This is a genomic window from Sphingobacterium phlebotomi, assembly GCF_008180195.1.
Classification (GTDB): Bacteria; Bacteroidota; Bacteroidia; order Sphingobacteriales; family Sphingobacteriaceae; genus Sphingobacterium; species Sphingobacterium phlebotomi.
In genome coordinates this window covers 343715-365844 of the sequence record NZ_VTAV01000001.1, presented here as the reverse complement: position 1 = coordinate 365844, position 22130 = coordinate 343715, and the positions used below count along the sequence as shown (strand labels likewise).

The 22130-nt window shown below is 41.6% G+C and carries 21 protein-coding genes; 19 read left to right on the top strand and 2 right to left on the bottom strand.

The window, feature by feature from the left end:
• Position 1: 1 nt before the first annotated feature.
• From ilvN to ilvA, 10 genes are all read left to right on the top strand, one after another.
• Positions 2 to 592: an acetolactate synthase small subunit gene (gene ilvN, locus FXV77_RS01375; RefSeq protein WP_148917427.1), complete on the top strand. Its 591-nt coding sequence runs from the start codon at positions 2 to 4 to the stop codon at positions 590 to 592.
• A gap of 15 nt (positions 593 to 607) precedes the next feature.
• Positions 608 to 1075, top strand: coding sequence for a DinB family protein (locus FXV77_RS01370; protein ID WP_148917426.1), 468 nt, complete (start codon positions 608 to 610; stop codon positions 1073 to 1075).
• A 35-nt stretch (positions 1076 to 1110) separates the two neighbouring features.
• Positions 1111 to 2592, top strand: a complete 1482-nt coding sequence (ilvC, locus tag FXV77_RS01365) for a ketol-acid reductoisomerase (RefSeq protein WP_148917425.1) — start codon at positions 1111 to 1113, stop codon at positions 2590 to 2592.
• 89 nt (positions 2593 to 2681) lie between these two features.
• Positions 2682 to 4079 carry a 3-isopropylmalate dehydratase large subunit gene (gene leuC, locus FXV77_RS01360; protein WP_148917424.1) on the top strand — a complete coding sequence of 466 codons (1398 nt, stop codon included), beginning with the start codon at positions 2682 to 2684 and terminating at the stop codon, positions 4077 to 4079.
• A gap of 10 nt (positions 4080 to 4089) precedes the next feature.
• Entirely contained in the window at positions 4090 to 4692 is a 603-nt protein-coding gene (gene leuD / locus FXV77_RS01355; RefSeq protein WP_148917423.1) for a 3-isopropylmalate dehydratase small subunit, read from the top strand.
• 1 nt (position 4693) lies between these two features.
• Complete coding sequence (locus FXV77_RS01350; RefSeq protein WP_148917422.1) at positions 4694 to 6127, top strand: ATP-binding cassette domain-containing protein; 1434 nt, start codon at positions 4694 to 4696, stop codon at positions 6125 to 6127.
• 10 nt (positions 6128 to 6137) lie between these two features.
• Entirely contained in the window at positions 6138 to 7211 is a 1074-nt protein-coding gene (gene leuB / locus FXV77_RS01345) for a 3-isopropylmalate dehydrogenase (protein WP_148917421.1), read from the top strand.
• A gap of 39 nt (positions 7212 to 7250) precedes the next feature.
• Positions 7251 to 8405, top strand: coding sequence for a 2-isopropylmalate synthase (locus FXV77_RS01340; protein WP_148917420.1), 1155 nt, complete (start codon positions 7251 to 7253; stop codon positions 8403 to 8405).
• A gap of 3 nt (positions 8406 to 8408) precedes the next feature.
• Positions 8409 to 8774 carry a YraN family protein gene (locus tag FXV77_RS01335; protein WP_148917419.1) on the top strand — a complete coding sequence of 122 codons (366 nt, stop codon included), beginning with the start codon at positions 8409 to 8411 and terminating at the stop codon, positions 8772 to 8774.
• A 5-nt stretch (positions 8775 to 8779) separates the two neighbouring features.
• Positions 8780 to 10018 (top strand): threonine ammonia-lyase IlvA, encoded by a 1239-nt coding sequence (ilvA, locus tag FXV77_RS01330; protein ID WP_148917418.1) that lies wholly within the window; start codon positions 8780 to 8782, stop codon positions 10016 to 10018.
• Positions 10019 to 10082: 64 nt separating this feature from the next.
• Here ilvA and FXV77_RS01325 read toward each other — a convergent pair whose 3' ends face one another.
• Positions 10083 to 11582, bottom strand: a complete 1500-nt coding sequence (locus FXV77_RS01325; RefSeq protein WP_148917417.1) for a S41 family peptidase — start codon at positions 11580 to 11582, stop codon at positions 10083 to 10085.
• 416 nt (positions 11583 to 11998) lie between these two features.
• On the opposite strand from FXV77_RS01325, the gene FXV77_RS01320 reads away from it, so the two are divergent.
• The 4 genes from FXV77_RS01320 to nrdF are packed head-to-tail and all read left to right on the top strand — an operon-like array spanning position 11999 to position 15735.
• Positions 11999 to 12232 (top strand): glutaredoxin family protein, encoded by a 234-nt coding sequence (locus tag FXV77_RS01320; RefSeq protein WP_148917416.1) that lies wholly within the window; start codon positions 11999 to 12001, stop codon positions 12230 to 12232.
• Between the two features lie 26 nt (positions 12233 to 12258).
• On the top strand, positions 12259 to 12666 hold the full coding sequence (gene nrdI / locus FXV77_RS01315) for a class Ib ribonucleoside-diphosphate reductase assembly flavoprotein NrdI (RefSeq protein WP_148917415.1): 408 nt from the start codon (positions 12259 to 12261) through the stop codon (positions 12664 to 12666).
• Positions 12626 to 14731, top strand: coding sequence for a class 1b ribonucleoside-diphosphate reductase subunit alpha (gene nrdE, locus FXV77_RS01310; RefSeq protein WP_148917414.1), 2106 nt, complete (start codon positions 12626 to 12628; stop codon positions 14729 to 14731). Before nrdI ends, nrdE begins: the two co-directional genes overlap by 41 nt.
• A 20-nt stretch (positions 14732 to 14751) precedes the next feature.
• Positions 14752 to 15735: a class 1b ribonucleoside-diphosphate reductase subunit beta gene (nrdF, locus tag FXV77_RS01305; protein WP_148917413.1), complete on the top strand. Its 984-nt coding sequence runs from the start codon at positions 14752 to 14754 to the stop codon at positions 15733 to 15735.
• 80 nt (positions 15736 to 15815) lie between these two features.
• On the opposite strand, the gene FXV77_RS01300 is transcribed toward nrdF, so the two are convergent.
• Positions 15816 to 16454 carry a hypothetical protein gene (locus FXV77_RS01300; protein ID WP_148917412.1) on the bottom strand — a complete coding sequence of 213 codons (639 nt, stop codon included), beginning with the start codon at positions 16452 to 16454 and terminating at the stop codon, positions 15816 to 15818.
• Between the two features lie 356 nt (positions 16455 to 16810).
• Between FXV77_RS01300 and FXV77_RS01295 the strand changes: the two genes are divergently transcribed.
• From FXV77_RS01295 to FXV77_RS01275, 5 genes are read left to right on the top strand one after another with little or no spacing between them, the layout of a single operon-like run.
• A complete protein-coding gene (locus FXV77_RS01295; protein ID WP_148917927.1) occupies positions 16811 to 17422 on the top strand; it encodes a fumarylacetoacetate hydrolase family protein in 612 nt (203 codons plus the stop codon).
• A gap of 10 nt (positions 17423 to 17432) precedes the next feature.
• A complete protein-coding gene (locus FXV77_RS01290) occupies positions 17433 to 19166 on the top strand; it encodes a M23 family metallopeptidase (protein WP_148917411.1) in 1734 nt (577 codons plus the stop codon).
• A 6-nt stretch (positions 19167 to 19172) separates the two neighbouring features.
• Positions 19173 to 19640, top strand: coding sequence for a thioredoxin-dependent thiol peroxidase (gene bcp / locus FXV77_RS01285; protein WP_148917410.1), 468 nt, complete (start codon positions 19173 to 19175; stop codon positions 19638 to 19640).
• Positions 19641 to 19664: 24 nt separating this feature from the next.
• Complete coding sequence (locus FXV77_RS01280; RefSeq protein WP_148917409.1) at positions 19665 to 21134, top strand: glycine--tRNA ligase; 1470 nt, start codon at positions 19665 to 19667, stop codon at positions 21132 to 21134.
• 11 nt (positions 21135 to 21145) lie between these two features.
• Positions 21146 to 22099, top strand: a complete 954-nt coding sequence (locus tag FXV77_RS01275) for a D-2-hydroxyacid dehydrogenase (RefSeq protein WP_148917408.1) — start codon at positions 21146 to 21148, stop codon at positions 22097 to 22099.
• The last annotated feature ends 31 nt before the right edge of the window (positions 22100 to 22130 follow it).

The following is a 22130-nucleotide window of genomic DNA, read 5'->3' as shown; positions in this document are numbered from 1 at the left end:
AATGGAAAAACAAGAATATACTATCACGTTATACACAGAGAATTCTATCGGTATGATAGGACGTATCTCCGGTATCTTTTCCAGAAGAAAAATCAATGTAGAAAGCTTGAACACCTCGCCATCAGAGGTAGAAGGTATCCACCGCTTCACGATTTTAATTAACGAGAGTGAAGATGTGGTACGTAAACTTTGCCGGCAAATTGAAAAGCAGGTGGAGGTTTTAAAAGCTTATTACAATACGGACGAAGAATTAATTTGGCAAGAACAAGCCCTTTACAAAGTTCCGACAGAAATTATTGCAGAAAAAGCCCCTGTGGAGCGTTTGCTTCGAGAGTACGGCGCCTCTGCTGTAGTTATCCGGCATGATTATACCGTATTTGAAACGGCCGGCCGTCGGGAAGAAATTGACCGTCTGACAGCGGCTCTGGGAGAATATGGTCTCATCGAATTCGTTCGCGGTGCCCGTATTGCCATCATCAAAGACAGCGCCGGCTTCCACACAAAAATAAAACAGTTTGAACGTGAAGAACCCGCTCCAGAAATCGTGGAAAATGAATATCTCGATCAGCAGGAGAAAGTGTTTACTATGTAGAAATGGAAAAGAAAAATGACAGAAACATTCAAATTTATAATAGATAGCCGTAACGCCTTTATCCGCTTATTGGATGACCTCACTTTAGACGAACTTAACCAAATTCCCGAAGGTTTTAACAACAATATCATCTGGAACTTCGGGCACATCGTCGTGAGTACACAAACGCTATGCTATGTACGGACAGGCATCACTTCCGATATATCTTTCGTCAAGCATATCGAAGCATATAAAAAAGGTTCAAAACCGGAATACTTTGTCTCGGCGGAAGAAGTAGCCGAACTCAAGCAGCTTGCTATTTCTACTATTCAAAAAATACAGGAAGATTATCAGAAAGGAACATTCGAAAAAATCGCTCCTTTTGACACTTCCACTTTCGGCGTGCTCATAAACAGTATAGAAGAGCTTTTGGTCACAACGGTAGGCCATGATAACACGCATTTCGGTTATGCGATAGCCCAACGGAGAGCAATTAAAAAATAAATCAATCAAAAACAACGTATTATAATAACAAAACAATGGCAAATTATTTCAACACATTACCTCTTAGAGATCAATTAAACCAATTGGGGCACGCTGAATTTATGGATTCAAATGAATTTTCAGATGGTGTTAACGCTTTAAAAGGTAAAAAAATCGTAATCGTAGGGTGTGGTGCGCAAGGCTTGAACCAAGGCTTAAACCTTAGAGATAGCGGATTGGACGTTTCGTATGCATTACGTAAAGAAGCTATTGAACAAAAAAGAGATTCTTGGAAAAATGCCACAGACAATAACTTCAACGTAGGAACGTACGAAGAATTGATTCCAACGGCAGATTTAGTGATCAACCTAACACCTGACAAACAACATACATCGGTTATCAATGCTGTTCAGCCATTGATGAAACAAGGAGCTGCGCTATCCTATTCACACGGTTTTAATATCGTAGAAGAAGGTATGCAGATACGTCAAGACATTACCGTTCTTATGGTAGCACCTAAATGTCCGGGTTCTGAAGTCCGTGCCGAATATTTAAGAGGTTTCGGTGTCCCTACTTTAATCGCGGTACATCCAGAAAATGATCCGGAAGGTAAAGGATGGCCTTATGCAAAAGCATATTGTGTAGGTACAGGTGGACACCGCGCAGGTGTGTTAAAGTCTTCATTCGTAGCCGAAGTTAAGTCTGACTTGATGGGCGAACAGACGATCCTTTGTGGTTTGTTGCAAACCGGCTCCATTCTATCTTTTGATAAAATGGTGGAGAAAGGCATTGATCCGGGTTACGCTTCCAAACTAGTACAATACGGTGTGGAAGTCATCACAGAAGCTTTAAAACATGGTGGCGTAAGTGGTATGCTGGATCGTTTGTCAAACCCTGCAAAAATTAAAGCTTTCCAAATATCGGAAGAACTAAAAGACATTATGCGCCCTTTATTCCAAAAACACCAAGACGATATCATGTCGGGCGAATTTAGTAAAACCATGATGGAAGATTGGGCAAACGGAGATGCTAATCTATTAAAGTGGAGAGCAGAAACAGGTGAAACTGCTTTTGAAAAAACGCCTGCCGGTGATGTAAAAATTAACGAACAGGAATACTTTGACAATTATTTATTAATGGTTGCTTTCGTGAGAGCAGGTGTAGAATTAGCATTTGAAACCATGGTGGAAGCAGGTATTAAGCCGGAATCAGCATACTACGAATCATTACATGAAACGCCTTTGATTGCAAACACGATCGCTCGTAAAAAATTATTCGAAATGAACCGCGTCATTTCAGACACGGCTGAATATGGCTGTTACTTATTCGATCAGGCATGTAAACCACTATTGGCTGATTTCATGAAAAAAGTAGACACGGATTTAGTCGGCAAAAACTTCAACGAGGGTAAAGACGGCTCTGTAGATAATGTTCAGCTCGTACAAGTTAACGAGATCTTACGTAACCATCCTGTAGAAACCGTCGGCGTTAGATTACGTAAAGCGATGACAGCGATGAAGGCTATCAAAACTGTTTAAGAGCGTTATAAGGTGACAAAGGGTTACAAGGTTACGGGAATAGAGGTCTATCTCGTAACTTTGTAACTATATCACAAAAAAAGAGAGAAATGGGAAAAACATTAGTAGAGAAGATTTGGGATGCGCACGTTGTCAAGCGCCAAGAGGGCTTCCCAGATATTTTGTATATAGATACGCATTTGATTCATGAGGTAACGTCGCCTCAAGCGTTCGACGGATTGCGGAAACGAGGAATACCCGTTTTTCGTCCGAGTCAAACGGTGGCCACTGCCGACCATAACGTACCTACGCTTAATCAACATCTTCCAATCCAGGAAGAACTTTCACGCTATCAAGTGGATATGTTGACCAAGAACTGTAAGGAGTTTGGTGTCGAATTATATGGCTTGGGGCATCCTTATCAAGGTATCGTGCACGTTATCGGTCCGGAACTGGGCATTACCCAACCGGGGAAAACAATGGTATGTGGAGACAGCCATACTTCTACACACGGGGCTTTTGGTGCCATTGCATTCGGAATCGGAACGTCGCAGGTAGAGCAGGTATTTGCTACGCAATGTTTATTGCAGCAAAAGCCAAAAACGATGAAAATCGAAGTTAACGGTGAGTTGGCAAAAGGCGTTGGTGCGAAGGATATTGTCTTATATATCATCTCCAAAACAACTGCTGCCGGCGGTACAGGATATTTCGTGGAATTTGCCGGTTCAGCTATTCGCTCGTTAAGTATGGAAGGTCGGATGACTGTCTGCAACATGAGTATAGAAATGGGTGCCCGCGGTGGACTTATCGCTCCGGATCAAACCACATTCGACTATGTTCATGGTCGGGAGTTTGCTCCTAAAGGGGAAGACTGGGATAAGGCCCTTTCCTATTGGCAAACTTTGTATTCTGATGAAGACGCACCATTCGATGTGGTATTGGAATTTGATGCCGCCGACATTCAGCCTATGATTACCTACGGAACAAACCCGGGAATGGGAATTGGTATTTCGGATGCCATTCCGGCAACTACCGATCAACCCGAATCAGAACGCCCGTCCTATAAAAAAGCCTTGGATTATATGGGCTTCCGTGATAATGAGACATTATTAGGGCATCCTGTAGACTATGTTTTTATCGGCTCCTGTACCAACTCCCGTATTGAGGATTTACGGGCTGTTGCTTCTTTTGTACAAGGCAAGAAAAAAGCAGATCATGTAGAGGTATGGATTGTTCCGGGCTCTAAACAGGTAGAAGCACAAGCAAAAGAAGAAGGTATAGACAAAATATTTGAGGAAGCAGGTTTTGTGCTTCGCGAACCAGGTTGTTCGGCTTGTTTGGGTATGAATGAGGATAAAATCCCGGCAGGAAAATATTGTGTTTCGACTTCTAACAGAAATTTTGAAGGCCGGCAGGGTCCGAATGCACGCACCATGCTTGCCAGCCCCTTGACAGCTGCTGCTACTGCTGTCAGCGGTAAGATTGTGGACATTCGAGAATTAATTTAAGAAGGCTGAAATGAAGAAATTTGAAAAATTAACATCCACGGTAGTACCACTACCCATCGAAAATATCGACACTGATCAGATTATCCCTGCACGCTTTTTGAAAGCAACGACAAGAGAAGGATTTGGTGACAATTTATTCCGCGACTGGCGCTATGATAGTGACGGGAACCCGAAAGCGGATTTCGTGATGAACAATCCGACATACAACGGAAAAATATTGGTAGCCGGCAAAAACTTTGGTTGTGGTTCTTCCCGCGAACATGCCGCATGGGCTATCCAGGATTATGGCTTTGATGTTGTCATCAGTTCGTTCTTTGCCGATATTTTCAAAGGCAATGCGCTAAACAATGGTGTATTGCCCATTACGGTTCCCGATGAATTTTTAGAGAAAATATTCGATGCCGTTTTTGCGGATCACCATTCGGAATTGACCGTAAACTTAGAGGCGCAAACCGTAATAATTAACGCCACGGGAGCTAGTTTTGAATTTGAAATCAACCCGTACAAAAAATCTTGTTTAATCAATGGCTATGATGATATCGACTACATCTTGAGCCATACAGCAGAAATCGAAGAATTTGAAAGAATAAGACCTTTTTCATTTTATCGTTAATATGATGACTCACCATAATCCTGTCGTCCATATAGCCCATTTGAATGTCCAATACGCCGGTCAGGCGGTATTGTCAGATTTCAATTGGGCTGTATATCCAGGCGAAAATTGGGTTATCGGTGGAAAAAGTGGAACAGGGAAAACTTCTTTAGCGAAAGCGATCGTAGGAGAAGAAAAAGCAACAGGAGAGATTACCTTTCATTTTGATGAACATAGCACATGCCCGCCACGTGCTTATTACGTTTCCAACTGGTATCAGTTCACGAACTTGGAGGGAGACCGTAACTTTTATTATCAACAACGCTATAATAAATTCCAAAAAAACGACACCCTTACGGTTTATGCTGATCTCATCCACTTTGGTCAGAAAAACGACCTCCGTTACGCGGATGCTGAGCCTATCTTGCATGCATTGGGTTTCGAAAACTGTAAAGATACACAGCTAATCGAACTGTCTAGTGGCGAGCATAAAAAACTGCAATTGGTACAGGCACTTTGGCTTAATCCACAACTTTTAATCATTGACGAACCCTTTACAGGACTCGACAAACAATCCAGAGCTAACCTCTTGGATATTTTCAATGAAATTGCTCGTAGGGGAACAACGTTGATCTTAATCACGAACGATGTACAACTCCCCTCTTGCATCAATCGTTTTGCAGAAATCGAAAACGGTCAACTCAGCGTGGTGGAGCAGGCGAAGGATTTTTCAAGAGATGATGTTCGCGAAAAAAAACCTCTTCCCTATTTTTTACAACAGGAGCCACAAACCACTAGCCAAACCATGGTTGAACTGAAAAATGTATCCGTTCGCTATGGTGACAAAGTCGTGTTAAAAAATGTAAGTTGGAGGGTAAAGGCAGGTGAAAAGTGGTTATTGCAAGGTCCCAATGGTTCGGGGAAATCCACTTTATTAAGCTTATTGAATGGTGATCATCCCCAAGCCTATTCGTCAGATATTTGGCTGTTTGGAACTAAACGCGGCTCAGGTGAGAGCATTTGGGATATTAAGGAAAAGGTGGGTATTATCTCACCAGAGATGCATTGGTATTTTGACCGCAATGCTACCGTATGGCATACGGTAGCATCGGGTTTTTATGATAGTATCGGTTGGTTTATGGATGTGAAGTACGAAGAAAAAAAACGTATGGAGCAGCTATTGGATTTTTTTGATTTGTTACCCTATAAAGACCAATTGCTTCATACGCTCCCGTTAGGAAAACAGCGTTTGGCTCTTTTGGCTAGAACCATTATCAAAAATCCGCCACTGCTGATACTAGACGAGCCTTGTCAGGGGTTGGATGTCGCACAAACCATACATTTCAATGCAGTGGTAGACGAACTGTGTGCACATGGCAATACGCTAATTTACGTCGGTCATTATGAATCGCAATTGCCGTCTTGCATCGAACATAAATTTATTTTGGCAAAATAATTATATACAAATGAACAAAAATATTTTAATCATCCCCGGAGATGGTATCGGACAAGAAGTAACGACATGGGGAAAACAAGTATTAGAAACAATTGCAGCGAAGTATGGTCACGAATTTAGCTTCGATGAAGCTATTATGGGACATACGGCTATCGAAGCAACCGGCAATCCGCTGCCCGATGAAACCCTAGAAAAAGCCAAAACAGCAGACGCTATCTTATTCGGTGCTATCGGACATGCAAAATACGACAACGATCCATCTGCGAAAGTAAGGCCCGAACAAGGTTTATTGAAGATACGCAAAGAGTTGGGTCTGTACGCCAACCTCCGTCCTATATTATTATTTGATGAATTGTTGGAGGCATCTAGTCTAAAACCAGAGATCCTACAAGGAACAGATATTCTCTTTTTCCGCGAGTTAACTGGGGACGTGTATTTTGGAGAAAAAACACGTAGTGACGACAACACCTTTGCTTCAGATTTGATGAACTACCACCGCTACGAAGTAGAGCGCATCGCACGTAAAGCTTACGATGCGGCTCGTACCCGTAACAAAAAATTATGCTCCGTCGATAAAGCAAACGTGTTGGAGACTTCCCGTTTGTGGCGTGATGTGGTCCAGGAAATAGCACGCGAATATCCGGATGTGGAAACGGAACATATGTTTATCGACAATGCAGCGATGCAACTGGTGAAGAATCCTAAAAAATTCGATGTGGTATTAACAGCCAATCTGTTTGGGGATATCCTGACAGACGAAGCTTCTCAGATTGCCGGTTCTATGGGTATGTTGGCCTCGGCATCTATTGGTGACGGAACGGGTTTTTTCGAACCTATTCACGGCTCTGCACATGATATTGCAGGACAGAACAAAGCCAACCCGTTGGCATCTATCTTATCAGCAGCCTTAATGCTCGATATTGCGTTCGGTCTACAGGAAGAAGCCAAAACCGTAACCGAAGCGGTCGCAGACACCCTAAAAGCAGGTTGGAGAACAGGTGATATCGCCAATGCAGAAACACCTGCTACGCATATATTGGGCACGAACGAGATGGGAGCCAAAGTATTGGAATGTTTGAGATAAGGAAAAAGATTTTTAAATTTATAAGATAATTATAAGACTATGTTACACGATCCGAATCACTTATATATTTTTGATACAACGCTCCGCGATGGCGAACAGGTTCCAGGGTGTCAATTGACTACACCAGAAAAAATAGAAATCGCTAAAGATTTAGAGTTATTGGGCGTTGATATTATTGAAGCCGGATTTCCTGTCTCAAGTCCTGGTGATTTCCTATCCGTTGTTGAGCTATCAAAAGCCACAAAAGAAGTTATTATCTGTGCGTTAACACGTGCGAATAAAAACGATATCGATGTTGCTGCCGACGCGTTAAAATATGCCAAACGTCCACGTATACACACCGGAATCGGCTCGTCGGATATGCATATACAATACAAATTCAATTCCACACGCGAGGAAATTCTGGAACGTGCCGTCGCTGCGGTAAAGCATGCTAAATCCTATGTAGAAGATGTCGAATTTTATGCAGAAGATGCCGGTCGGGCAGATTTAGCCTATTTAGCCCGCATGATAGAGGCTGTCATTGCAGCGGGAGCCACCGTTGTCAATATCCCCGATACCAACGGCTATTGCTTGCCAGATCAATACGGCGCCAAAATCAAGTACTTAAAAGAAAATGTAAGTAACATCGATGAGGCTATCATCTCCGCGCATTGCCACAATGATTTAGGATTAGCGACAGCCAATTCCATTGCCGCCGTTCAAAACGGAGCTCGTCAAGTTGAATGTACGATTAATGGTATCGGTGAACGTGCAGGAAATACCTCACTGGAAGAAGTTGCCATGATTATGCAAGTACATGCAAGTCAATTCCCGGGCTTAACTTCTAACATTAACAGCAAAATGTTCACGCACATTTCACGTAAAGTGAGTTCCATGATGCGCATGCCCGTGCAACCAAACAAGGCTATTGTTGGGAAGAATGCCTTTGCACATAGTTCCGGGATACATCAAGATGGCTTTTTAAAGCATCGTGAAAATTACGAAATTATTCGTCCGGAAGATGTCGGTTTAATAGAAGCTGATATTATCTTGACTGCTCGTTCTGGCCGTCATGCATTAAGACACCATTTGGAACGTCTGGGTTACCAGCTAGACAAAGATAACCTGGCGGTAATCTATGAAAAGTTCCTCGTTATGGCAGATGCAAAAAAAGACATCAACGACGAGGATCTGCATACTTTGTTGAAATAAAACATGGCCAAACATTTAGAATTTGGGAAGCAGGGGGAATGGGAAGCACAAGAATTCCTGCGTGCTCAAGGCTACCAAATTCTACAATTAAATTGGCGATATAAATGGTGGGAAATAGATATCATTGCTAAAGAGGGGGATATCTTGGCTTTTGTAGAAGTAAAAAGTCGTAGTTCAACAGCATATGGCGAACCCTTTCAGTTTGTTGATGTAAAAAAGCAGAAAAACCTTATTAAAGCAGCCGGTGTTTTTCTAAAACGAATCAACCATCAGGGCGATATCAGATTTGATATTGTTTCTATTTATAGCCGTAACGGCAAAAAAGATATTTCACTCGTTAAAGACGCTTTTTGGGGCAGTTATTCTTAAACAATATGACCTTAAACATAGATTCATTGCAAGCGGCGGAACGCATAAAAGGTGTTGTGAACCGCACACCTTTGCAATATAACATACACCTTTCCGAAAAATATGATGCGGAGGTCTACTTAAAACGGGAAGACCTGCAGGTCGTCCGTTCGTATAAGCTACGTGGTGCGTATAATAAAATTGTCAGTCTCACCGAAGAAGAAAAACGCCGCGGCGTTACCTGTGCCAGTGCGGGCAACCACGCGCAAGGTGTTGCGCTTTCTTGTAAAAAACTAGATATTAAGGGTGTTATTTTCATGCCAGGTCCTACACCACGTCAAAAAATTACACAAACCGAAATGTGGGGCAATGGCAACATTGAGATCGTATTAACCGGCGACACCTTCGATGATTGTCAGAAAGCAGCGTTGGAATACACGAAAGAACACAATATGACGTTCATTCCTCCTTTTGATGACGAAAAAATCATCGAGGGGCAAGGTACGGTCGCCGTGGAGATATTGGAAGATCTTCCGAATGTAGACGCCGTTATTATCCCTATTGGGGGTGGCGGACTGTCGTCGGGGTTGAGCTACCACATGAAAAAATATGCTCCGCACGTAAAACTATACGGTGTAGAACCGGAAGGAGCGCCATCCATGATTGCCGCCATACGGAATAATGGTCCGATAGAACTGGAACATATTAATAAGTTTGTAGACGGTGCTGCTGTGAAAAAAATAGGTGCTTTAACGTACGAAATTAGCAGTAAACTACTCGATAGCGTGAAGCCAATACCTGAAGGTAAAATCTGCACGACCATTTTACAGCTTTACAATAAAGACGCTATTGTAGCGGAACCCGCAGGAGCATTGTCTATCGCTGCTTTAGATTTTCACAAAGAAGAAATAAAAGGTAAAAAAGTCGTTTGTATCGTCTCCGGAGGTAATAACGACATTGACCGCATGAGCGAAATTAAAGAAATGTCGTTGCTCTATGAAGGTTTTAAGCATTACTTTATTGTTCGCTTCCCGCAACGTCCAGGTGCCTTACGTTTACTTGTAACGGAAGTACTCGGTCCAAAGGACGATATTACCCGATTCGAATATATTAAGAAAACAGAACGCGAAAGAGGTCCGGCATTGATTGGTATCGAACTAAATGACCCGAAAGATTATATCTCTTTTATCGAAAGGATGAAATCCTATAAGTTCGATTTCATTGAAGTCAATAAGGATCAGACGTTGTTTGAATATTTGGTTTAGATATTTTTTGTAGAGACGTAAGATCTTACGTCTCTATGATTTCCAATTTCACTTTCTACTTCTACTAATCCTTTGTCTTCAGCATATTCCGTTCTCTCGGTTGGTTGATGAGGCCTACCTTCACTCCACGTTGGGCAGAACTACTTTTTTGAGAAGAGGCGCGCATGCTTGGCGCAGGGATACCCGCCAAACCCAATGCTTTGGCAATCATGTTCTCGGTAGCATCACCAAAATCTTTGAAGATATAATCATCTATATTATCCTCATCAACATCCATCCCATTCCAATAATCCGTATATCCATCCGCATTAATAGTCTTGAAAGAAGTAACCCACAAAGTAACATCATCCGTTATCTCCTCGGGAAAGAAACCTACCGGTTTTCCATACGTTCTATCTGTTTCGGCAATAATGGTCACATTAAGGTAGGGTTTAAGCGAGCTGATCAGCAGTTCAGAAGCCGACGCTGTTTGCTCCGTCGCCAGAACATAAACGTTCTCCAATGCCAGTTGGTTATTATTGTTCTCAAAGTAAACGTCCTCGAAACCGGCTTTATGTTGGGGAGATGTCGCTAAATAATTGTTCACCACATATTTGAACATTAATTTACCATGATCTGTTGCCTTAACCATTTTATTCGCCAGATATTCGGCAGTACTTACATAGCCACCGGTATTATATCGTAAGTCCAAAATAAGATCTTTAACATGGGCATCCTTAAAAGAATCAAATATATCCTCCAGCTTTTCATAATTTTGGTGTGTCTTAGGCCACACTTCTTCAAAAGACGAATACGCCAGATAACCAATATTTTTATCCGGGTAAGTATAAACCGAATCTAAAATAACAGGATCAATGTCATAGGCATCTTGATATCCTAGCGTATATTTTTTCTCCTCCCCTTCCGCTGTTTCTACTTCTAGATCTAATGAGTTTGCTTCCAATGCAGCTTCTAGTTTTGTCGTAAAGTTTCGCACATCAGTTTGATTCAGACTACTACCATTATATCGAACTGTAATATCCTCGTCACCATTAATGGCATAAACAATAGATCCTCGTTTTACGCCTCCTTTTTGTGCAGGAGACCCTCCTTCTACAAAATAAATAACAGGGTAAGCTATTGTCGCGTTAGCAGTAAGTATACCCCATCCAAAACTGAGACCATAACCATCATTCGTATCCATCCGAAAACCATCGGCACGGTTTATGGTGCCCTCCGTCTCAGATTCCTCTAAAAAAGAATAACGATCATAGCGATTTCCAACAGTAATATTTAATGTCTGATAAGGTTTAAAAGAATACTGAGGTGTCATATTCTTCAAAGCGCTCAACAATGCTGTGTTGGAAGAATATCCCTTCACAAAGTCCAGCTGTCCTTCCTCATCGAGATCAGGAATTTGCTCCGTCCACAACGAATACTTATTAAAATAGTCATAGATGCTAGCTCTTAGACGCTCCTGCTCTGTCGGTTCTTCCGTTATAGGAGTTGGTGGATTCTTTATCTCCTTTTTACAGGCGAATAAAAGCCCCAAACAGAGGAATAGTAAATATTTATGTAGGTTCATTAACTGTCTATTTATCGGTCACTAAGATAATAGTTATTTTTGAAATATAAGATAGGTGATTTTGTCAACTAATTCAGTTTCAGAGAAGACGAAAAACACGTCAGAATTTAGTCAGTTTTATAGTTACATTAACTATATAATTTTTATCGAAAATTTGTGTAAATTTTCGTCTGCAAAGTTGATTTTAAAGTTATCAACATTTACGCCCGATTCTATAAATCAATATTTTATACAAAAAAACAAGCATAGAACGCGGTTTATTCTATCCGTTTGTCAACCATGTGGAAAAGTATCATTACCGCCCGGAATTAAAATGTTGGATATTTGTTATGCTTGAGATGCAGACCCGCCTCAAGTCTCGTGTTTTAACTTCTTGGAGATGGTTAACATCTCCGCAAATTTAAACTTACAACAACATGGCAAGAATCATTAAATTCGAAAAAAATGACTGTGCGCCATGCGCACAAGTGTCCGCCTTCTTAGACAATAGAGGGATTTCATACGAAACTATCAACCCGTTCGACCAACCTGATTTAGCTGCTAAGTTTAAAATCAGAACGGTTCCAACGGTTCTTGTACTAGACAACGAAGAAGTACAGCAACGCATCATCGGTTTCAAACCCGAGGAGTTGGCGTCTATAGCCCTTTAATTATTTCACCCTTAACGGAGCGAGATATGGTTCATCTATATTACGATTCAAGAACAGGAAATGTCCAGCGCTTTATCAATAAAGTTATCCAGATCACAGGATGGCAAGCGCATAAGATTGAAGAGAATCTGGAGATTCAAGCATCCGGACACTTGATCACCTATACGACCAAGATAGGAAGCATGCCGGACAAAACGAAGATGTTTATGGATAACCACGCCGAAAAAATTTTTTCCGTGACCTCCAGTGGCAATAGAAACTGGGGAAGAAACTTTGGGCTAGCAGCCGACAAGGTATCAGAAGATTACGATATTCCACTCGCCATGAAATTCGAGCTCTCTGGCACCATGGAAGATATCAATCAATTTATTGAAATTATAAAACACCAATACAATGATAGCAAACGAGGTAGCAAAAAATTGGATATTGCTTAATAATGAAATCATGATTAAGCATGATGAGGAGTACAGCTTGCATAAAGATAAAGAAGCCGTACGTGCCTATTTCTTGGAACACGTAAACAAGAACACCGTCTTCTTTTATACGTTGAAAGAAAAGATTGATTACTTAATTGAGCATAATTATTATATCAATTTCTACGAATGGTTCACCTTCGAAGAAATGGAACAAGTGTACAATTACGTCCATGCCAAGAAATTTCGTTTTCAATCGTTCATGGCCGCATTTAAGTTCTTCCAGAGCTACGCATTACGGGATGACTCTGGAGAAAAATTCTTGGAGCGCTATGAAGACCGCGTGGTGGCCGTGTCACTTTTCCTTGCTCGAGAAGAAGGTATACAAAAAGCTATCGAGTATGCCGAAATCATGATCAATCAAGAATATCAGCCTGCTACCCCGACATTCTTGAACGCCGGAAAAAAACGCTCCGGCGAATTGGTATCTTGTTTCTTAGATGAGATTGGTGACAACCTAAACGGTATCGGCTATGCTGTCGACTCCGCCATGAAACTATCTTCTATCGGTGGTGGTGTTTCCTTTAACATTTCCAAGATCCGGGCGCGCGGAGAAGCTATCAAAGGTGTGGATGGCCGTGCTGGGGGTGTCCTTCCTATTATGAAAATCATGGAAGATACATTCTCCTATGCCAACCAACTGGGTCAACGCCCAGGTGCGGGAGCAGTATACCTCAACATCTTCCATGCCGATATCGAAGAATTCCTTGATTGTAAAAAAATCAATGTCGATGAGAAAGTGCGTATCAAATCCCTTTCTATCGGTATCATTGTTCCGGATAAATTTATGGAGATGGCGGAAAAAGACGAACCATGCTACCTTATTTATCCGCATACCGTGATGCAGGAATATGGCAAATATCTGGACGACATGGATATGGACAAGATGTATGATGAGTTGATCACCAATCCAAACGTCAAAAAGAAAAAAGTCAATGCACGCCACTTATTAGTACGTATTGCGCAGATCCAGAAGGAGTCTGGATACCCTTATATTTTCTTCAAAGAAAACGCGAATAGAGCACATGCGTTAAACGGCTTAGGCCAAGTAAAATTCTCTAACTTGTGTACCGAAATCATGCAGGTTTCCGAAGTTTCGGATATCGAGATCTATGGTAAAGAGGATACTATCCGCTATGGTATATCCTGTAACCTCGGATCACTCAATATCGCAACCGTAATGGATAACAAGCGCATCAAAGAAGCCGTGAAAACCGCTACACGTGCCCTGACGGTCGTGACCGACGTAACCGATATCGAAATGGTTCCATCCATCGCGAAAGCCAACAGAGAATTGCATTCTGTAGGACTAGGTGCCATGAACCTACACGGCTATCTGGCAAAAAGCTTTATTATGTATGAATCCACCGAAGCTTTAGACTTTGCCAATACGTTCTTCATGATGATGAATTACTACTCGTTGGAAGCGTCAATGGAAATTGCCAAAGAGCGTGGTAAGACATTTGTAGGCTTTGAGAAATCAGCTTACGCAGATGGCACCTATTTCGATAAATATACGTCGCAAGATTATGTACCAACTACGGATAAGGTTAAAGAGTTATTTGATGGTATTCATGTGCCAACAAGACAAGATTGGGAAAACTTAAAAACGCAGATACAAGAACATGGTATTTATCATGCGTACCGTATGGCTATCGCACCAAATCAATCTACTTCCTATATCATGAATGCAACAGCATCCGTTATGCCTGTCGTAGATATCATTGAAGTACGGGAATATGGAGACAGTACCACTTATTACCCCATGCCTTACCTGACAAACGACAACTATTTCTATTTCAAGTCGGCATACGATATGGATCAATTCAAGGTATTGAAGTTGATCTCGGTCATTCAACGTCATATCGACCAGGGTGTATCCACGATTCTCCATACCAATTCCAAGGACACCACACGAGATTTAGCAAAATACTACATCTATGGGCATAAACTTGGTTTGAAATCGCTGTACTATACGCGGACACGTAAATCAACGGTAGAGGAATGTATTTCCTGTTCAGCTTAAACAATAAAAATAGACATACAATGAAACAATATAAAGCGGTAAACTGGAACACGCCTGAAAACGATTATGTATTAATGTTTTGGGAACAGAATATCAAACAATTCTGGATCGATACGGAATATATCCCTTCCAAAGATATCGACAGCTGGAAAGGATTAAGTTGGGACATGAAAGAATGCTATAAGAAAGCATTAGGCGGGCTTACGTTATTAGATACGCTCCAAAGCCACACGGGTATGCCCAAAATCATTGATCATATCGACTCTTTGCAGAATAAAGCGGTATTGTCCTATATGTGTATGATGGAAGCCATACATGCAAAATCATATTCCACTATTTTCACAACCGTATCAACGACAAATGAAATCAACGATGTATTTGGTTGGGTGAAGGAGAACAAGTTCCTGCAATACAAAGCTGCAACTATCGATAAATATTACCGGGTTATCGATAAAGAAAAAGTGTCGGATGAAGAGCTCTTTATGGCGCTTGGGGCATCGGTACTATTAGAATCTTTCTTATTCTATTCAGGGTTCTTCTTGCCTCTTTGGTTATGTGGTCAGGGACAAATGGTTGCTTCAGCAGATATCATCAAGAAGATCATTGCAGATGAGTCTATCCATGGTGTGTTCGTCGGCTTAATTGCACAGGAAGTATTTGCGAAGCTTCCAAACAAAGAAGAAGTGAAAGCACGTTTCTTGAATTTGTTGAACGATCTATATGAAAACGAGATTAAGTATACCGAAGAATTGTACACCGTTGTGGGCTTAACTGCAGAAGTAAAAGAGTATGTACGCTACAACGGAAATAAAGCATTGATGAATTTAGGTTTCGATCCTATTTTTGAAGTTAAACAAGTGAATCCGATTGTACTAAATGGATTAAATACAGAAACCACACAACACGATTTCTTTTCGAAGAAATCCACAAACTACGAGAAAGCCATGGAAATTGTACACTTAAAAGATGACGATTTTAAAATGGATGTCGCTGTAGAAGTATAAAAATTTAACAAATCGTATCAATTTAAATAAGCCTTTTTCAATTTCGAAAAGGGCTTATTTTTTTAGGGGAAATTGCTATTCTACTCAACTAACCCAACATACACCGAGTCCGACAACTCCTCCGTATACACATCAACAACCCCCATATACACCTGTAGCGGCCCCTTTCTATATGCTAATAACGTACATGACATACTGTACTCACCTTTATGTACATCCTCCTCCGCAACATGGAATCGGAATTCATGGTCAATGTCGTAAATCAAAATATTAATTCTGTAGGTTTCACTACCTCGCTCGGCTTCATAGCTCCATTTTAAATGTAACCTATCATCTTCCCGCCAAACCAGGCAGTCCGTCGGCGGATTCAAGTTTCCGCGAAACACGCGTACTTTTTCCGGGTTGACGAATGGTTTACCTCCCTCATCAATCTCCAAACATTCTTTGAAAATATGTGATTGTGCTAATTGTACGGCGCCTATCCGGCTACCTTTGGGAGCTAGTTCTCTGTATCCGTAACGTAAGCAAGGAACCAGCAGGGTAGAAAAACTACTGGCAACCTTCATCTTTGCCCGATTTAATAACATGGCCTCCGTTGGCTTTTTCGTAGATGGTTTCCGCTTTCCCCGGATAATGTTCTGACCATTGAGTACATAACCGTAAACACTTCCTACTTTTCCAATATAAGCCCCGTTTGGCCCGTCTTTCTGTATAGCCATAATTAGCAACTATTATTTATTATTATTGAACACCTTCAGCTCTCAATATACACACATTATCTCTTAAATACAATTCTATAGGGAATTTATAGGGTAATAATAGGGATAATACCTATGTTAAACCCCTATTATACCCCTACTAACCCCCTGTTAAATCCCTATAAATAGATAAAGAATATACAAGCAGACAACGCTGAAGGTAGCTTGTCCCCTATAACAATTTTCTTATATTTCCTCTATAAAATAGCCCTTGATGGCAGAGGAGAGCAAAATAAATTCATTTTATATTATCCGCAATTAAATTGCATATAAAAATGAATTTATTTAGGTTTGTTATCAAACACGATAATATATACATGAAAATCATCGCCGTAGGCAGAAATTATATCGATCACGCGAAAGAGTTAAATAACCCCATACCCGACAGCCCGGTTATCTTTATGAAACCGGATACAGCATTGTTAAAGGACAATAAAGATTTTTACTACCCCGAGTTCTCTCAGGACGTGCACTACGAAGTCGAACTGGTGTTCCGCATCTGCAACGAGGGAAAGCACGTGTCGCCTAAGTTTGCACACAAATATATTGATGCTATAGGTTTAGGCATTGACTTCACTGCCCGTGACATCCAATCTACCCATAAAGAAAAAGGGTTGCCATGGGAGTTGGCAAAATCATTTGATCACTCGGCAGTCATCAGTCCGCTTTTTCCAAAAGAAGAATTCCCTGACCTAAAGAATATAGCTTTCTCTTTAAAGAAAAACGATGAAATCGTACAATCCGGAAATACAAAAGATATGATTTTCGATATCGATAGCTTGATTGTGTTCATTTCAACATATATTACACTACGCAAAGGAGACCTTATCTATACAGGAACACCCGCGGGTGTCGGTCCCATCGCCGTAGGCGACAAATTTGAAGGTTTTATACAGGATAGCTCTGTGTTCAGGTGCCAGATAAAATAGAGATTCCGATATGATAAAAAAATACAGATTATTATATATCTGCCTGGGATTTGCCATAAGCAGCACGCAAGTACAGGCACAACAAAAAGACATCATTACCTCCCGTGATTACCCGCAGGGATATTTCCGTAACCCGCTCAATATAGCTATGGATGCATCGGGTACCTTCGGCGAACTTCGCTCGACACATTTCCATGCAGGCGATGACTACCGTACCCAACAACGCATCGGCTTGCCGTTGCATGCAGCGGCAGAGGGCCAAGTGTCCCGTGTACGTGTACAGATTGGTGGGGGCGGAAACTCCGTCTATATCGATCATCCAAACGGATATACAACAGTGTATCTACACATGGACAGATTCAACGATGCACTGACAAATATTATCCGAGCCGAGCAATATAAGCAACAACGCTTCGATGTCGACGTTGCTGTAGAGCCAGGTGCAGTTAAACTCACAAAAGGACAACACATCGGAAACGCAGGAAATACGGGTGCGTCGGGCGGTCCCCATCTTCATTTCGAAATTCGGGAAACCAAAACACAGCGTCCGCTTAACCCACAGTTGTTCGGCTTACGTTTCAACGACCGTTTTCTTCCTACCATCAACAACATCATGGTTTACGACCTAAACGATGATTTGTTTAACGAACATACACCACGACGGGCTATGCAAATAAAAGCGATCCGAAATGGCGTATATACATTAGCACAAAATACGCCTATTAAAGTGAGCGGAAAATTCGGATTGGGCATTAACAGCATAGATAGACATCGCGCGGGAGGTTTTCAGAATGGCGTTTACTCCATCGAACTTTTTATCGACGGAAAAGCTATTTCTACCGTTGTATTTGAAGAGCTTGACTTTAATACCTCTCGTGGTATACATGCTTATATTGATTACCCGCATTGGCGCAAAACAAAAGCAAAAGTTCAAAAAAGCTTCAAAGATCCGGGGAACCCTATTGAAATATTCAATGTATTAAAAAACGACGGTATTATATCGCTACCCGACGACAAAGTATACGATGCGAAGTATGTTGTAAAAGATATTGCAGGGAATTGTAGTGAATTGAACTTTAAACTACAAAACGGGGCATCAGCAAACAATATCACAAAAAAACGCTTGGGTGTTCAGCTATTTATATATAACAAAGAGAATGCTTTTGAAAAAGATGACATCCAGATAAACATACCGAAAGGTGTTCTATATGGAAATTTGGATTTCGAATATGCTACAGCACCTCAACCTACTGGTGGATATTCGTTGATCCACCGCATACATAACAACTTGACGCCATTATTTAGCACGTATAATTTGCGTATTAAGCCAACCAGCTTACCGACGCATTTAGAAAACAAGGCACTTCTGGCCTCTGTCGAAAATGGGTCGGAAGGCGGTAAGTTTGAAGACGGCTGGGTAACGGTCAACACACGAAACCTGGGGAGTTTCTACGTTGCCGTAGATACAATTGCCCCCACCATCACACCCCGCAATTTGAGCAACGGAAAAAATGTAAGTGCACAAGCTAAAATTGATTTTACCATTCGGGACAACTTTTCGGGTATACAGTCTTTTAACGGATATATAGATGGCAAGTGGGTACTGATGGAATATGATCCCAAAAACAGACATTTATGGCATACCTTTGATCCTTCTCTTCCCAAAGGACAACATACCTTTAAATTGGTTGTGACGGACTGGAAAGATAACGAACAGGTATACGAAGCAAAATTTATTAGATAAACTATTATGGCAACACCACAAATAGGCGATAAAGCGCCAGAAATCATCGCAAAGAACCAATCTGGAGAAACCATTAAATTATCCGATTTCAAGGGCAAGAAGGTTATCCTGTATTTTTACCCAAAAGACAACACGCCCGGATGTACCACCGAAGCTTGTAATTTCCGGGATAATTATCAATCGCTGGTTAACGATGGGTTTGAAGTAATAGGCGTTAGCATTGACAGCGAACAATCGCATCAAAAGTTTATCAGCAAGTTCGACTTACCTTTCCATTTGCTAGCTGACGAAGATCAGAAAATCGTAAATGATTACGGTGTATGGGTAGAGAAAAATATGTATGGTCGAAAATATATGGGAACAGCACGTACTACTTTTGTGATTGACGAGCAAGGTGTCATCCAACATATCATTAAGAAAGTAGATAATAAAAATGCTTCGCAGCAGATTCGGGATTTAGTGGGTAAGGATTAAGTTCTTTTATCTATATTTGCGATTATGAGTAAGCAAACAGACGACTTTTTCAAGAATATTATATCACATGCGAAGGAATACGGGTTTGTATTCCCTTCGAGTGAAATTTACGACGGCCTAAGTGCCGTGTATGATTATGGTCAAATGGGTTCGGAGTTGAAAAACAACCTAAAGACCTATTGGTGGAAATCTATGGTGCAATTAAACGAAAATATTGTCGGTATCGATGCGGCAATTTTCATGCATCCTACAACTTGGAAAGCGTCTGGCCATGTCGATGGGTTTAACGATCCGATGATTGACAATAAGGACTCCAAGAAACGTTATCGCGCGGATCAACTTATCGAAGACAAAATAGACCGTTACGAAAAAGACGGCAAGACCGATAAAGCAGCACAGCTTCAAAAAGACCTCGATGATGCTATTACGGCTGATGATTTGTTGCGTTTAAGGGCAATCATCGAAGAGCACAATATTGTATGCTCCATTTCGGGAACAAAGAACTGGACAGAAGTACGTCAGTTTAACCTGATGTTTGCTACACAAATGGGTGCGATGGCAGAAGAAGCAGAAAAAGTATATCTCCGTCCGGAGACTGCCCAAGGTATCTTTGTGAACTTTTTAAATGTACAGAAGACCGGTCGCATGAAGATTCCGTTTGGAATAGCGCAAATCGGTAAAGCCTTCCGAAACGAGGTCATTGCCCGTCAATTTATCATGCGTATGCGTGAGTTTGAACAAATGGAATTGCAATTTTTCATCCGCCCCGGCACCGAGATGGAATGGTACGAAAAATGGAAAGCAACACGTTTGAAATGGCATTTAGCTTTAGGAGCAGACGCAACAAAATATCGTTATCACGATCACGTCAAACCAGCACATTATGCTAACGCAGCGGTAGATATCGAATATCAGTTTCCATTTGGTTTCAAAGAAGTTGAAGGAATACATTCGCGTACGGATTTCGACCTGAAACAACACCAGGAGTACTCCAAAAAGAAGATGCAGTACTTCGATCCAGAAATCAATCAAAACTATGTACCATACGTGGTGGAGACTTCTATCGGCTTGGATCGTCTATTTTTAACTGTTCTTGCAAATTCTCTTGTAGAGGAGGATTTGTCGACTGCAGAAAAGAAAGATTCACGTGTCGTGTTGAAATTCCATCCTGCTATTGCTCCGGTTAAAGCCGCGGTATTACCGCTTACTAAAAAAGACGGGCTACCGGATAAAGCGCGGGAGATTATGACAAAGCTGAAACTGGACTTCAACATCCAATATGACGAGAAAGACGCTATCGGAAAACGTTACCGCCGACAAGATGCCATTGGTACACCATTCTGTATCACGGTGGACTATCAAACATTAGAGGACGATACCGTAACGATCCGCCACCGCGACAGCATGGAGCAAGAACGTGTTCCCGCAGCTGACCTTCGCAACATCATTGGTGGACTCGTTAGCTGGAACAATCTATTGGAACAATTGGTATAGAGGAGGAAAGCATGAAAATCGTAGTTTTAGATGGTTACACACTTAATCCCGGCGATCTAAGCTGGGATGCTTTACAGACATTGGGCGACCTTGTCGTCCATGAGCGTACGTCAGAAAACGAGATTGTCGAACGTGCTGCAGACGCTGACATGTTGCTCACCAACAAAGTACCGTTGTCGGCTAAAGTAATCAACGCTTTACCGAAGCTAAAATATATTGGTGTTACCGCTACGGGATATAATATTATCGATATGGCGTGTGCCAAAGAACGGAATATCACCGTAACCAATGTTCCGGGATACAGCACCGCCTCCGTTGTCCAATTGACATTTTCCCTCCTTCTAGAACTATGTTATCGTACGCAACGCCACAGTGATGCCGTGATGAAAGGGAAATGGTCAGCAAACCCGGATTTCTGTTTTTGGGATTATCCTTTAACTGAATTATCGGGAAAAACACTCGGCATTATAGGGTTCGGAAGTATCGGCCAGCGAGTTGCCGATGTAGGTGCTGCTTTTGGAATGCCTATTTTGGCATCCAGCCGTACACAAACAGATCAGTCACACCGAAAGAACTTTCAATGGGTTACCCGCGAGGAACTTTTCGCGCAGGCTGATGTGATCAGTTTGCACTGCCCTTTTACTCCGGAGACCGAAAACATCATCAACGCCCAAACCTTGTCTCTCATGAAACCTGCGGCCAAGCTCATCAATACGTCAAGAGGTGGATTGGTTAATGCCCTGGACCTTACTCATGCATTGAATGACGAACGCATAAGTGGTGCAGGTTTAGACGTGTTGGCAACGGAGCCACCGCCGGCGGATAATCCGCTTTTTAAAGCAAAAAACTGTATCATCACTCCGCATATAGCCTGGGCAACCAAAGAAGCCCGACTTCGTTTGATGGATACGGTGGCAGGAAATATAAAGGCTTTCGTCGAAGGTAATCCTCTAAATGTACTATAAATAAAAAAAGAGACGCGATTTTATGGCGTCT

Excerpts from the sequence above, each read along its gene's own strand:
- ilvN (WP_148917427.1), top strand. The coding sequence starts at position 2 with ATGGAAAAACAAGAATATACTATCACGTTATACACAGAGAATTCTATC.
- FXV77_RS01370 (WP_148917426.1), top strand. The coding sequence starts at position 608 with ATGACAGAAACATTCAAATTTATAATAGATAGCCGTAACGCCTTTATC.
- ilvC (WP_148917425.1), top strand. The coding sequence starts at position 1,111 with ATGGCAAATTATTTCAACACATTACCTCTTAGAGATCAATTAAACCAA.
- leuC (WP_148917424.1), top strand. The coding sequence starts at position 2,682 with ATGGGAAAAACATTAGTAGAGAAGATTTGGGATGCGCACGTTGTCAAG.
- leuD (WP_148917423.1), top strand. The coding sequence starts at position 4,090 with ATGAAGAAATTTGAAAAATTAACATCCACGGTAGTACCACTACCCATC.
- FXV77_RS01350 (WP_148917422.1), top strand. The coding sequence starts at position 4,694 with ATGATGACTCACCATAATCCTGTCGTCCATATAGCCCATTTGAATGTC.
- leuB (WP_148917421.1), top strand. The coding sequence starts at position 6,138 with ATGAACAAAAATATTTTAATCATCCCCGGAGATGGTATCGGACAAGAA.
- FXV77_RS01340 (WP_148917420.1), top strand. The coding sequence starts at position 7,251 with ATGTTACACGATCCGAATCACTTATATATTTTTGATACAACGCTCCGC.
- FXV77_RS01335 (WP_148917419.1), top strand. The coding sequence starts at position 8,409 with ATGGCCAAACATTTAGAATTTGGGAAGCAGGGGGAATGGGAAGCACAA.
- ilvA (WP_148917418.1), top strand. The coding sequence starts at position 8,780 with ATGACCTTAAACATAGATTCATTGCAAGCGGCGGAACGCATAAAAGGT.
- FXV77_RS01325 (WP_148917417.1), bottom strand. The coding sequence starts at position 11,582 with ATGAACCTACATAAATATTTACTATTCCTCTGTTTGGGGCTTTTATTC.
- FXV77_RS01320 (WP_148917416.1), top strand. The coding sequence starts at position 11,999 with ATGGCAAGAATCATTAAATTCGAAAAAAATGACTGTGCGCCATGCGCA.
- nrdI (WP_148917415.1), top strand. The coding sequence starts at position 12,259 with ATGGTTCATCTATATTACGATTCAAGAACAGGAAATGTCCAGCGCTTT.
- nrdE (WP_148917414.1), top strand. The coding sequence starts at position 12,626 with ATGATAGCAAACGAGGTAGCAAAAAATTGGATATTGCTTAATAATGAA.
- nrdF (WP_148917413.1), top strand. The coding sequence starts at position 14,752 with ATGAAACAATATAAAGCGGTAAACTGGAACACGCCTGAAAACGATTAT.
- FXV77_RS01300 (WP_148917412.1), bottom strand. The coding sequence starts at position 16,454 with ATGGCTATACAGAAAGACGGGCCAAACGGGGCTTATATTGGAAAAGTA.
- FXV77_RS01295 (WP_148917927.1), top strand. The coding sequence starts at position 16,811 with ATGAAAATCATCGCCGTAGGCAGAAATTATATCGATCACGCGAAAGAG.
- FXV77_RS01290 (WP_148917411.1), top strand. The coding sequence starts at position 17,433 with ATGATAAAAAAATACAGATTATTATATATCTGCCTGGGATTTGCCATA.
- bcp (WP_148917410.1), top strand. The coding sequence starts at position 19,173 with ATGGCAACACCACAAATAGGCGATAAAGCGCCAGAAATCATCGCAAAG.
- FXV77_RS01280 (WP_148917409.1), top strand. The coding sequence starts at position 19,665 with ATGAGTAAGCAAACAGACGACTTTTTCAAGAATATTATATCACATGCG.
- FXV77_RS01275 (WP_148917408.1), top strand. The coding sequence starts at position 21,146 with ATGAAAATCGTAGTTTTAGATGGTTACACACTTAATCCCGGCGATCTA.